Origin of the sequence: Collinsella sp. CLA-ER-H8, assembly GCF_040092335.1 — a bacterium.
In the GTDB taxonomy this organism is placed as follows: Bacteria; Actinomycetota; Coriobacteriia; order Coriobacteriales; family Coriobacteriaceae; genus Collinsella.
In genome coordinates, this window is the sequence record NZ_JBBNLU010000004.1 from 20514 (window position 1) to 33015 (window position 12502).

Here is a 12502-nt window from a genome sequence, read left to right on the forward strand (position 1 = left end):
CCTATTCGGTGAGCTCGGGGCCCTCGCCGGGCACATAGGCCTCGGCGCCTTCGAAGCGGTTGATACGGATGGTTCCAAAGATCTCGTCCTGGCTCAGCGTGAGCGAGCCGCGCTTGGCGAGCTCAAGCATAGCTAGGAAGGTGACGACGAGCTGCTCGGTGGTGGCATCGCCGTCCAGTAGCTCGCGGAAGGTGCAGGTTTGGTGCGCCATGGTAAAGCGGTCGACTGAGGCCACCGTCAGGTCGAGCGGAACGCGATGGGGTGCCACGTGCTCGGCCTCCAGCAAGAAGGTCTGTCGCTTCCCGTCCAGGTCGGCGCAGATGACGGCGAGACCGCGCAGCGTGATGCCGGCAAGGTAGTCGGGCATAAGGCCTAGGAACTCGGGGTCGGGGCCGGCCACACGCGGGTGCATGCGGCTTTCGGCCTGCATGCGGGCACCGAGGGCTGCAGCCGCGCCTTTAAACTGCTTGTAGGCAATCAGGCGCTGGATCAGGACCTCGCGCAGGGCGTCGCCGTCAAGCGTGCTGAGCTCCTCAAGGTCTTCGTCGAACTCGTCATCGTCGTCATCGACTTTGCGCGGGGCCTCCTGGGGCACCAGAGAAGCAGCCTTGATGTCCAAAAGGGTTGCCGCGACCAGCAAAAAATCGCTCGCCACGTCCAGGTCCAGTGCTTCGATGCGCTCGGCCTCGGCAAGGTATTGCTCGGCTACCTCGCTGATGGAGATGGCGCCGATATCAACTTTTTGGCGGGTTACCAGCTGCAGCAGCAGGTCGAACGGTCCGCTGTAGACCTGCGTCGACACGCGATACGACATATTCGACCTCCTTTGACGGCGCCTTCGCGGCGCGGTTTGGGTGCATGTTACGACCGCTTTGCACGGTCGACCTGTAAGTTTACCTTAGATGCCGGCGATTGCGAAGTTGAGCAGCTGCTCGGCCAGCGGATACACGGTAACGTCGAAATAGCGGCCGATCGCATCGATGCCGGTCCACATGGGCAATAGGTACAGCACCAGGATGAGGATGGGCATGGCGTATTGCTGCAGACGGTAGTAGTTGGCGAGCGCCTTGCCTTTGAGAAACGGGACGACGATCGACGAGCCGTCGAGCGGCGGGATCGGGATGAGGTTGAAGAACGCGAGTGACAGGTTGACCACGATAAACGTGGCGCCGAAGTTCATGATCTGCGATGCCACGGCAAAGGACATGCTGGTGTAGAGGTTGCCGTATGTCGCGTGCATGAGTGCTGCAGCGAGACACGCGAGTGCAATATTCGACGCGGGGCCGGCCGCGCTCACCAGGACCTCGTCGCGCTTGGGGTGCTTGAGGTTATTGAGGTAGACGGGCACGGGCTTGGCGAAGGCAAATACCGGGCCGCCGGCCGCGAGCAAAAGCAGCGGCAGGAGAATGGTGCCAAACGGGTCGATGTGGTTGAGTGGGTTGAGCGAGACGCGGCCGCGCGAACGGGCCGTCTTGTCGCCGAGCGCCCAGGCCGCGGCGGCGTGCGCGCTCTCGTGGATGACGATACCCACGATGACGGCAACGGCGCTGGCGAGCAGGTTCATGAAGTAGCTGCTGGACATGTCGATCCCCTAGCGGACGCGGCGCGAGGCGCGCGTGAGCAGGTGGTCGGCCGCAAACAGAATCACGGCCACGATAGCGTAATCCAGGCGGAAGACGCCGCCAAAGGGCGAGGTGATGACGCCGTAGCCGGCGATGGCGCTCGGCAGCGCGCGCGAAAGCTCAACGACAAAGCCCACGATCTGCAGCTTGGCGGTCAGGCCGCTAAAGCACAGCAGTACGGTCATCGCGCTCATAAAGATGGCGCAGATACGGCACGCGATGGCGATGATGCTCATCGCCACGGCAGTGGCCTTACGAGAGTTCACGCGCGGTCTCCTCTTCGATCTGGGTGGAAAGCTCCAGCCATTCGTCCTCGAGCTTGGGTAGCTCTTGCTTAAGGCCGTTATATTCCCCCAGCGCGGCGTTGAACTTATCCTGATCGGCATAAAGCTCTTCGCTGGCCATCAATTCCATAAGCTCGTCATAGCGGGCGCGCTTTTTGTCAAGCTCTGCCTCGATCTTCTTGAGCTGATTGCGCACGCCCTTAAGCTTTTTGTTGAGCGCAGCGCGGGCCTGGGCCTCGGCGCGCTTCTGCTCCTTGGTCTTTTTGCCCTCGGCAGGCTTGGAAGCGGCGGCGGGCGCATCGGGCTGGGTCGCGGTGACCTTGGAGGACTTGGCGGTGGCCGGCGCACTCTCCCCTGCCGCCTCGGCGGCGGCGCGGGCTGCGAGGTCCTCGCGCTTGTAGAGGTAGTAGTCGTAGTCGCCGTCGTAGACCGTGACCTTGCCATCGCGGATGTCAATGATGCGGTTGGCCACAGCGCGTACCAGGTGCTCGTCGTGGCTGATCAGCACGATGGTACCGGGGAAGTTTTGCAGGGCGTTCTCGAGCATGTCCACCGAGTCGATGTCAAGGTGGTTGGTGGGCTCGTCCAGGCACAGGAGCGCCTCGGGGGCCACGAGCATTTTGGCCAGGGCCAGTCGCGCCTTTTCGCCTCCGGAGAGGACGCGGACCTGCTTCTCGATGGAATCGTTGTCGCTAAACAGGAAGGCGCCCAGCAGGCTGCGCTGCTGCGGCACGGTCCACTTGGGCGTGACGGTGTCGATTTCTTGCAGGACGGTATTGGACTCGGTCATGCCCTCGAGTGCGTGCTGGGCGTAGTAGGCCACGCCCACGTTGGTGCCCAGGTCGCGTGTACCGGTGGTGGGCGGCTCCAGGCCGGCGAGGATCTTCATGAGCGTGGACTTGCCGGCGCCGTTGGGGCCGACGAGCGCCACGTGCTCGCCGCGGTAGAGCTTGAGGTCGATGTCACTGTATATGTGCTTGTCGCCGTAGGACTTGGATACACCCTCGAGGCCCACGACCATGTCGCCGGAGCGCGGCGGGTCGGGGAACTTAAAGTCGATGTGCTTGTGACCTTCGGGCAGGATGACGAGTTCCTTTTTGATCTGCTCAATCTTGCGGATGCGCTCCTGCGCCTGGGCAGCCTTGGTGGGCTTGTAGCGGAACTTGTCGACGAAGACCTGCATGTGGGCGATGTCGCGCTCCTGGGCGGCGCGCTTGGCGCGCATCTGCTCCAGGTTGTCCTCGCGTTGCTTGAGGTAGCTGCTGTAGTTGCCGGTGTAGGTGGTTACGCGACGGTTCTCGAGCGCGGCGACGTGGTCGACGCAGGCGTCCATGAAAGCGCGGTCGTGGCTGACGATGAGGACGGCGCCGTCGTAGTTAGCGATAAAGCCACGCAGCCACTGGACGCTTTCGAGGTCCAGGTGGTTGGTGGGCTCGTCCAGAAGCAGCAGGTCGGGGTGGCGCAGGAAGAGCTTGGCCAGCGCGATGCGCATCTGCCAGCCGCCCGAGAACTCGGAGCACGGGCGCTCAAAGTCGGTGACCTTAAAGCCCAGACCGGACAGGATCTTGCGGGCGTTGCTCTCGAGCTCGTAGCCGCCCAGATGCTCAAAGCGGTCCTGGACCTGGCCGTACTCGTTGAGGAGTGCGTCGACGTCCTTTCCCTGTTCGGAGAGCTCGGTGATCTGAGCCTGCAGCTCGTTGGCGCGCTCGCCCATGCGGCGGATTTCCTTGGCAGCGGCCATGACCTCAGCGAGGATGGTGGTGTTCTTTTGCTCCAGGTTGGTTTCTTGCTCTAGGTAGCCTACCTGGCAGTCCTTGGCGTACTGGACCTGGCCGGCATCGGGACTGTCGATGCCCATGATGATTTTGAGCATGGTGGTTTTGCCGGCGCCGTTGGGGCCCACGAGCGCGAAGCGCTCGCCGGGGTTGATCTGGAAGGACGCGCCGCTAAAGAGGACGCGCGCGCCGAAGCTTTTTTCGATCTTGTCGACCAGGAGGATCATGGTGCCGCCTTTGACCTTGTGTTCCTATATGAAAAAAGGCCCCAACTTGCGTTGGAGCCTCATTCAATGCTCGGGTGGAGACGAGGGGGATCGAACCCCTGACCTCTTGACTGCCAGTCAAGCGCTCTCCCAGCTGAGCTACGCCCCCGTGCGAAGAAGTACTATACGGGAACTCCCCCGCCGATGCAAGGAGAATTTTGGAAAAACTTTCCTGGGGCGGCGGCGCGGATGCCGGACGGACTCGAGAGCGATGGGCCCGCGATGCCCGACTAAGCCCGCGGGGCGCGCCCCGCGGGAGGGCGGCGCTGCCGCCGCCCTCCCATCAGGCTCCACTCCGCCCGCCCCCGGGGCCTCCCGCCACGAAACCGGCCCATCTACTACGTTTGGCCGGCATCCCCCGACCATGGCGTCTCGGGCAAAAATGAAACCGCAGGTAGACGGCCTGCGGTTTTTGTGAAATACGGGGTATGGTCGAGGGGTCGGGCTTAAACGTAGTAGATGGGCCGGTTTCGTGGCGGCGCCATCGCAGGCAGCCGACCGAGGGCGCCCGGAAGTGAGCAAGCAGGCTATTCGCAAGTGAAAACTACTGCCATGAAAAAGAAAACAGGCCAGACATATTGTCTGACCTGTTGAAAAACCTGGTGGGCCCTCCGGGATTCGAACCCAGAACCCAGGGATTATGAGTCCCCTGCGCTAACCGTTGCGCCAAGAGCCCTTATAAAGTGACACTTGCAGTTGGGGTGGCAGAACAGCCTCCAACGCTTTGAACCACGATGTGAAATACTACCATGCGCGCGGCACCCGTTCAACGCACGATCTTGTCGACCAGGAGGATCATGGTGCCGCCTTTGACCTTGTGTTCCTATATGAAAAAAGGCCCCAACTTGCGTTGGAGCCTCATTCAATGCTCGGGTGGAGACGAGGGGGATCGAACCCCTGACCTCTTGACTGCCAGTCAAGCGCTCTCCCAGCTGAGCTACGCCCCCGTGCGAAGAAGTACTATACGGGAACTCCCCCGGCGATGCAAGGACAATTTTGGAAAAACTTTCCGGAGGCGCGGGCGCCGGAGTCCCGCGGGGCCGCGACGGCGGAGACCAGCGCCCGCGGGTCGATGCGGGCGCGCCCCGCGGGAGGGCGGCGCTGCCGCCGCCCTCCCATCAGGCTCCGCTCCGCCCGCCCCCGGGGCCTCCCGCCACGAAACCGGCCCATCTACTACGTTTGGCCGGCATCCCCCGACCATGGCGCCTCGGGCAAAAATAAAATCGCAGGTAGACGGCCTGCGGTTTTCGCGAAATACGGGGTATGGTCGAGGGGTCGGGCTTAAACGTAGTAGATGGGCCGGTTTCGTGGCGGCGGCATCGCAGGCAGCCGGCCGAGGGCGCCCGGAAGTGGGCAAGGCACCCGTCTAACGACCGATTTCCAGCCAGTTGCACAGTACGTTGGCTCGTAACTCCATTTCCGTCGTCTTTTGCGCCTTAGTTTTACACCTATAGCGCAATTCCAAGCGCGAGCAAAGACTTCGCACGATCGCATCAAGCTGCTCGGCATCGTTAAGCATGTCGTGCGTAACCAGAAAGACGTCATACCCCATACTTTGCAGCGCCGTCATGCGTTTGGCATCGTGGTCGAGCACGGCGCCTGATCCGTGGATAACCTCTCCCTGAATCTCCACGATGCCTGCTTTCATTATGGTTGGATTTGCGATCACGATATCCCCGTAGCAGACTTTTTGCCCTGCAATGCTCTGCGCCGATGCGGTAAGCGGCGTAAGGTCGTTAACATAAACGTTTCGAAAGCTGGCACCGCCGCGCGAGCGAGGAAGCGATAGCAATAAAATTCCTGCAACTTCAAGCGGAGAAGCTGCTACACCCGTCACCATCTGTGCAGCGTTGTAAAACTTCGCACCCCACTTGCGGCTTTTCATCCTTCTGGCGTACTCATGAAGCTCGTGTAATTCGATGAGCGGCTTCCTCATCCAGAGCGAAGTGCCCTTTGGCCTTGTGACCTCCTTCGGTTTCTTTTGTCCGTTGGGCCCCTTTGTATTTACCTGTTCTTTGGCTTTTTTGCGCGCATAAACGCGTTTCCATTGTGGTTCGTCTTGGCTTTCATCGAGGTCAAAGAGGGATTCGGTGGTTGCATTCTCGGCAGCGTCATTGGCTTTGTCTAGTTCCGCCTCTGCTGCAGCGGTGGGCTCAAAGACTGAGAACCATCCGCAAAATTCGTACATGGCAAGGACAAGATCGGTTGGAGACACAAAGCGCGCCATGGTAAATAGCGTCGCAAGTGGATTGGTAACCCTAAAGCTCATCGCGGTTTCCAGCGTGCTATCCACCCCCGAAGCATCATCACAGTGGATTGTTGTCCGTAATCCCGAATGGTAGTTAACGCCACCGGCCAATGTTGTGGTAATAATCGGAGTTTTGAGGACGTCGACTACAAAGGGCGATTGAGATAGGGCTCGCCAGCCGTCTTCAGGGCTTGGCAGTCTTGGGTAGAGGTCACGGACCTGCGGTGGACAGCGCCAGTAGCGGAATGCGGTGTTTGCGCAGACGATCTCGTCCATATGGGCCTCCCCTAGCTTTGGCTGCGTGCCGTTATGTTTGCAGGTAGACCGATTATCAATGGCGGCATCATGCCGGTAAGTACCGGAAGCTGACCAAATGCCGACAAATAGATTGACGCATTTCGTCTAAAGATTGCCGTGTGGCACAAATCTGCTGGCAGGCGTTCTGGGGCCGTGGTCCCTATCTCCACATTTGTGCGTGAATCCCATGGCAAATTCAATGAAAGAGCGCATGAGCTTTATGCAAAACGCGCGATGACGTCAGCACAGGAGAGATCAGCTAGAAACGCGTTTAAATTTTTCGATTCGATTTTGGTGTCAAGCTTGGTGTCAAAAAGAAAAAGGTCAGAGGCTTAACACCTCTGACCTGTGCTTTAGATGGTGGGCGATACAAGATTCGAACTTGTGACCCCATCCGTGTGAAGGATATGCTCTACCCCTGAGCCAATCGCCCGTCGCCTTTCGGCAAAAGAGATACTAACATAGCTGCGCGAGGTTTTCCAAGAATTTTTTGCCCCCGATTTTAAATTCGTGAGAGCAAACCGCACTGTTTCAACCCAGTCAACCAACAAAACCGCAGCTTAACCACCCTTTATCGTTTAATCCACGAGGTCTCGGGACGGCAGATAAGTCGCGCGTTGTTGTAGGCAAGGTCAGCGCCCGTGGGTTCTCGTAGCGACGCGGCACGCGAAAGACGACAAATGTCGCATCGATATGCGTAATCTCAGGCATATTTCGCCAACTGACTGATGGGAGACAATCGACGCACGTTGATTAGTCCCTATTGGAAGGCAATTTCGCAAGTGCGGGGAAAAATGAAGATCTACCAATCGGACCCCAGTTTTGTACTTTTGCGAACTGCGGTTTTGTTGGTAAATGGCGGGTTGTGGTCGACGGATTCTGTTTTCCCGCACTTCCGAAAAAGTTGGCGTATCGGCAGCGATATACGGAACCAAAACTCAAGCGCAAGATAATTCTAAGGCCTCATAGGCTTGCTGTTCCTTCGCAACTCGCTTGCGAGCTCTTCGCGCGTGCGTTTCCCGGAGACCAGGTCCTGAATCCATTCATAGTAGGGGTTATCTTCAGGAGTTGGGTTATCGGAAAAGTCCACCAATACGTTTCTCAAGCTAATAATGACAAAGGCAATAACTAGGCTAGTCCTCTTGTTTCCATCCTCAAAGATGTGGTCCTTTGCCATGTGTTCCGCAATATAGCTTGCCTGGTCGAAGATGTCCGAAAACCTATCAATCGGGGACTGCCCAAAGATAGTGCAAAATGCGTTTGATAGAACAGATTCAATTCGACCATGAATTAGGGCGGCTCTATCGCCCGTCATACAGGTTGTGTAGCATTTTCCGGATGCAAGCAAGCGTTCGTGCGCATACATTACAGAAGAGGCAAGAGCCCCTATCGCTTCCTCATCATCAAATACAAGGGGATCGATAGGGGCCGATTGCCCCATTATGAGAGACATTAGGAGTTCTCCAGTAGCCTCAGCGCATTGGGCATGGCTGCAATTGTTGATTGCACGGCCTGATCGATTGTTACGACGTCGTTAATGTCTAAACCATCATTAGACGCAAGAATTGCCTCTGGAGTGATGGGGTTATCCCTGTTCGGCGAATATACGCTCGCCCATGCTCCATCTGGCTTATGCGACAAGGTGACCAAATCAAACGCAGTGAGCATCCCAAGCTTATCCATCACGGAATCAATGAGTTTTTTAGAAGTCCCGTCTAGTATCGCTAAGTCACTCGATTTGGTGATGCAGTTTCGGCCATACGAGGAGAACGTATGATAGACCACAGGTTCAACTGGACCGTACTGCCAAGCCTCAACGATGTCATCGAAAAGCGGACGATTGTATTTGCGCAACGATTCGACTTGCGAATAATAGACGAGCTTATTCAGCTTGAGATTCGTAATCTCGAACTTGTCGCTCCAGTTATCAATGATGTAATTCGCAACGTTCAGCGCTTCCATTTTCGCTCTCCCCTCAGTTGGCAAAACTTATCCTATAGACCTTAAATGGGCTGATTATGTACCCAATTTAAGGATATGTCGAGTCGGGCCTCGATGATTTCTCTTCTAATCTACACGACAAATTGTTTCATAACGCGCGGACATGAATTCGTCGTGCGTACTTTCTCAAAAGACCGAGAGCAAAAATGGTTTAGCAGATGCTAACCGTTTGCGCTGGCTTTAAGAGTCAGCCGAAGCTCAGATTCAAATCGTTGTCAGCAAAATCCTTATTAGACGTTATAGCAGTGATTCGCGACGCCTAGGAGCGTTATGCCAAGAAGGAAAAGCGTCATTGATGCTGTAATCCAGCAGTTGTCGCCGGTCTTGGGGAGTGCCGCAGTGGTCGCGGTGGCAGTCTTGGGCTTGGAGACTTTGGCGCCCGTGGTCTTGGTTACTGTCGTTGTTGTCTTGGTTGTCGCGGACGCGGGTTTCAGCGCGGGATTTGCCGTGGGCCCCGTGGTGGGCTCTCCGGCAGCGGGGGTAGCATCGGCGGGGGACTTGTCCGCGCTATCGCCCGGTACCTCGCCCCTGTCGGTCTCCCCCGCCGGAGGCGTGGCCACATCGGGCTCAATCACCACATGCGGTGCCACTGCACCGAAGGCATCCACCACGCTACCAGACCCAAAAGCCCCACCGGCAGGCGTCACAAACCGAGCGGACACAAGCGACCCGCCCAAGCACGCAACGCCGCCGTTGGCACCGGTCACATCAAGCCACGAGGCGTCGACGGAAAGCCGGCAGCCGGCCGCACCAGCGCCAAGGCCCGCATCCTGCAGATACACGCCGTAGGCGCACACGCCCGCTCCGGACCCGACGCCCGCGGCAATGACGCGTCCGCCGCCGCACACGGCCATGTCGCCTGCGATCACGCCGGCAACCGCCTCGTCCGTAATATCGGCCCCGTCCGCCCGGGCGTCGACGGTGCATTCGTCTACCACGAGCGCCTGCGAGACGTGGATCCCGCGCTGCGAGCCCGTCGCCGTCAGGGTCCCGGTACCGCGAAGCGTCAGGTTGCCCCACACCTCCATGCCGCACAGCGTGATGTCCGCATCGGGCGCATGCGACTCCGTCACGGAGTTCTGCCCGGCAAGCGTCAGCACCAGGTCGCCCTCGGCGCCGATGGCCTCGCCCGCGTAGCCGTTAAGCTCCAGGTGGTCGGCATCGGTCCAGGCCCAGCCGGGGCCCGACACGCCCGGCTCGTAGTACGTCGCGCCCGCGATGATGAGGCTCTCCGCGCCCGCGGCATAAGAAGGCCCGCCCAGCAAAACGCATATGCAGGCCATGGCAACAATCGCAATGTAATGACGGCTGGTGTAGGACTTTGCAGCAAACATACCCGCTCCGATCTTCGCAGGAGCCAATAGAATGTGCACCAGAAAATGCCCTGGTAGCAGCTATTATTAGTTTAGCGAGATCAAGGCACAAACAAAGGAAATACCCCTGAACAGTGACGATAATTAGGTGTAAATCGTTTTGCCAGTCGGTGAAAGGAAAAGTCGGCTGGCTCGATCGCCCGTACATAGATCCTCGTGCTAATTCAGACTGGTTAAAAAGCATTGGATGACACGTGTGGATGGCAAAGAGCTCCCAATGATTAACGAGATGGCATGTCCATAGAGAACCACGGCGTGCATTCTTTAGGCCATACGTGTTGTCATCTTAAGAAAGCTCAATCGAGCTCTCTACAACTTCAATACCAGGTGCGTATTTCTCTATCAACGCATCTAGAATCACGCGGTTTCCAGGTGTCATCTTTGGAGAAGAAACAATCTTCATTGACGAAAAAGCTTCATCGGAGATAACAAGATCGTAATAGGGCGGGATTCCTGGATCACATTGATCGAGCATGACATCATTCGCTCTCTGAAGCTGATCTAGTCGACCGTTTATTATGGAATCGATACCTATAGGAACGGCTGTCAAGATATAGCGCCATTCTTTTTGATAGGACCATGCCATGGTTTTGTGAACCCCAAGCGCATTCAAATTAGCCTCGAATCCGCCGTTTTCAAAAGCGCTAATCACCTTTGGAAACAAAAGAGTCTCATCATTTGTGTATTCGACCTCGTGAAGCATCTCGATATCACGAGCCGTCTCAAAGAAGTGATAATTTCGATTCCAAAAGTCCTCTAGCGGTAGGTGGAGACCCTCAAATGAGCCACCAAGAGCATTCAAAAGTGCGTCAGGAGATAGTTTGCTTAGACTCTCAGTGGAAACTGAGTACAGCTTAAACGGATAGCTTTTCATCTGGATTCTTACGCCACATTCAGCTCCAGCATACTCGCGCCACATGGGAATGCTCTCCTCATCAGAAGAGGTCCAACAACTTACGAGCTTCATTTTTCCAAGATTTTGAGAGTCTGCTGAACGCTGTTCTTGTGGGTCATCAACCTTATCTAACCGGCTGAACCTGATAGTTCGATTATGCAGAATCAAGGCCAGCGTATCTAGGCTTGCATAATGATAGAGAACGGCGGGTGCTTCCATGTTTGGCTCCTAGCTATAACAATGAGTCCATATCACTGTTCATCAAAACTTATAGACGCGATCGTCGACGCGCCAATGCCCATTTAGGCGGCACACCTTAATCCTTGCCTTGCGAGCGCAAACGCGGAGATGGCCAGAGATGACCGTCGCTGGCATATCGCTTTCACACCCCCAGCACGATGATTGACGCACATGTGCACCACGATTTACGCCGTGCATGCACATCAGCGTTAAGCCCAATCGTCACCACAGGCCTCTTCCAATGAAATGGAATATGACATCACGAATTACCATAATTTCCCGAGCCATCAAAATGCAATCGCGAACCATTTCAAGCAAATAGGTGTTGCCTCGAGCATCGTTGGTCCCATCCTCACGCAAAGTGCGAATGACTTGAGTCGTGCAGTCGAAATCCGTCCGATTATGACTAAATGCATTGCGCAGAACCGGATTCCAACACTGCTTGATAAGGCCAGTAAATGAGCCCGTACCAACAGCGTTGAATCGCTTTGCCTTAGGGGCTACAGAAAGTTTGTCGAACGACTTTGCACCTAGGTCTACGCCTTTGGGCATGACATCGAACGCCCCGTTACGTTCGATGTTGTCGAGCCCGATAAACAGAACAAGCAGACTGCCAATAAGCTCATATTCTCGACAATAAAGCTTCTCAATATCACTAGGAGTGCAGCAGAACGTACCGTACTTTTCCAAGTCATAGGCGTCTCCCGCCATAAGAAAGGTAAAACCGTTGAGGAGAACCGGATATGATTCGGCTACGGAATCCAGAACTTCGTTGATTTCAGCAAGCAGCGACTTGGCAGTCATATCGGTTTTGAGGTAGTAACCTGCCAGGCTAAGAAGCGCCCCTGTCTCTAGACCCGAAAAGAGTTTTTTACATTCAACAGCGCGCTCATGCGCGTCGCTTCCTGCAATCATGGGGAGACCGAGCCAAGACATCCTCGCGATTCGGTTCAGCAAGGGATAGTGTCGATTGTCCTCGCCGAGCAGCTTCCATTCGAATTCCGAAAGAACCTTATCCGCATAATCATCATGCCCATCGCAATACAGTTGAAGAGCGGTCCTCAGGGTAGGCCAGTCTTCGCGGTAATAATGAAGACAATAAACCACATCGCTCACGTACTCGCTGAGTTCATCAAACGGAATCAGCCCAGAGGCTCTGATAAAGGGGCTTGTCATACAGGCACAATGTTCCATAGATATTTTATATGACGGAAGCTCACCAGATAACTCCACCATAACTCGGGCGCAATCTAAATTTCCACCCATGGAGGCAACCGTGCCAGGATCGAGATTAAAATCAATCAAAGCGCAGCTCGGGTCAAGGTGAACCGCTCCGTCGATGCGGTTCCGGCACTGCGGACACAAGTATCTAACCGGATAGTCATTAATAAATCCAGCCTGAACGCGCACACGATGCACGCATCCACATACTCCGCAAGTGACAAAGAAGTTCTTAACCACAAGCACCTCTATTCATCCTCACTGATTGCACGAATCAGAA

Annotated in this window: 10 protein-coding genes and 4 tRNA genes; all 14 read right to left on the reverse strand. The window is 56.3% G+C overall.

What is annotated here, in order from left to right:
* Position 1 precedes the first annotated feature (1 nt).
* The 14 genes from AAAX72_RS03525 to AAAX72_RS03590 all read right to left on the reverse strand — a co-directional run bounded on the left by AAAX72_RS03525 (position 2) and on the right by AAAX72_RS03590 (position 12462).
* A complete protein-coding gene (locus AAAX72_RS03525; RefSeq protein WP_349129060.1) occupies positions 2-814 on the reverse strand; it encodes a segregation/condensation protein A in 813 nt (270 codons plus the stop codon).
* 84 nt (positions 815-898) lie between these two features.
* Positions 899-1582 (reverse strand): site-2 protease family protein, encoded by a 684-nt coding sequence (locus AAAX72_RS03530; protein WP_349129061.1) that lies wholly within the window; start codon positions 1580-1582, stop codon positions 899-901.
* A gap of 9 nt (positions 1583-1591) precedes the next feature.
* Positions 1592-1888: a hypothetical protein gene (locus tag AAAX72_RS03535; protein ID WP_349129062.1), complete on the reverse strand. Its 297-nt coding sequence runs from the start codon at positions 1886-1888 to the stop codon at positions 1592-1594.
* Positions 1875-3908, reverse strand: coding sequence for an ABC-F family ATP-binding cassette domain-containing protein (locus AAAX72_RS03540; protein WP_349129063.1), 2034 nt, complete (start codon positions 3906-3908; stop codon positions 1875-1877). The genes AAAX72_RS03535 and AAAX72_RS03540 overlap by 14 nt, the downstream gene beginning before the upstream one ends.
* 75 nt (positions 3909-3983) lie before the next feature.
* Positions 3984-4056: transfer RNA gene (locus AAAX72_RS03545), tRNA-Ala, on the reverse strand.
* A 491-nt stretch (positions 4057-4547) separates the two neighbouring features.
* Positions 4548-4623, reverse strand: a tRNA-Ile gene (locus AAAX72_RS03550).
* A 198-nt stretch (positions 4624-4821) separates the two neighbouring features.
* Positions 4822-4894 (reverse strand) — tRNA-Ala (locus tag AAAX72_RS03555).
* Between the two features lie 419 nt (positions 4895-5313).
* On the reverse strand, positions 5314-6471 hold the full coding sequence (locus AAAX72_RS03560) for a hypothetical protein (RefSeq protein ID WP_349129065.1): 1158 nt from the start codon (positions 6469-6471) through the stop codon (positions 5314-5316).
* Between the two features lie 379 nt (positions 6472-6850).
* Positions 6851-6925 (reverse strand) — tRNA-Val (locus tag AAAX72_RS03565).
* Between the two features lie 522 nt (positions 6926-7447).
* Complete coding sequence (locus AAAX72_RS03570; protein WP_195361984.1) at positions 7448-7945, reverse strand: Fic family protein; 498 nt, start codon at positions 7943-7945, stop codon at positions 7448-7450.
* A complete protein-coding gene (locus AAAX72_RS03575; RefSeq protein ID WP_195361985.1) occupies positions 7945-8454 on the reverse strand; it encodes a type II toxin-antitoxin system antitoxin SocA domain-containing protein in 510 nt (169 codons plus the stop codon). The genes AAAX72_RS03570 and AAAX72_RS03575 overlap by 1 nt, the downstream gene beginning before the upstream one ends.
* Positions 8455-8723: 269 nt before the next feature.
* Positions 8724-9827 carry a hypothetical protein gene (locus tag AAAX72_RS03580; RefSeq protein WP_349129066.1) on the reverse strand — a complete coding sequence of 368 codons (1104 nt, stop codon included), beginning with the start codon at positions 9825-9827 and terminating at the stop codon, positions 8724-8726.
* A gap of 325 nt (positions 9828-10152) precedes the next feature.
* Entirely contained in the window at positions 10153-10980 is an 828-nt protein-coding gene (locus AAAX72_RS03585; RefSeq protein ID WP_349129067.1) for a DUF2971 domain-containing protein, read from the reverse strand.
* 243 nt (positions 10981-11223) lie between these two features.
* The gene (locus AAAX72_RS03590) at positions 11224-12462 is read right to left on the reverse strand and encodes a hypothetical protein (RefSeq protein ID WP_349129068.1); all 1239 of its coding nucleotides are present in this window, start codon (positions 12460-12462) and stop codon (positions 11224-11226) included.
* Between the last annotated feature and the right edge of the window lie 40 nt (positions 12463-12502).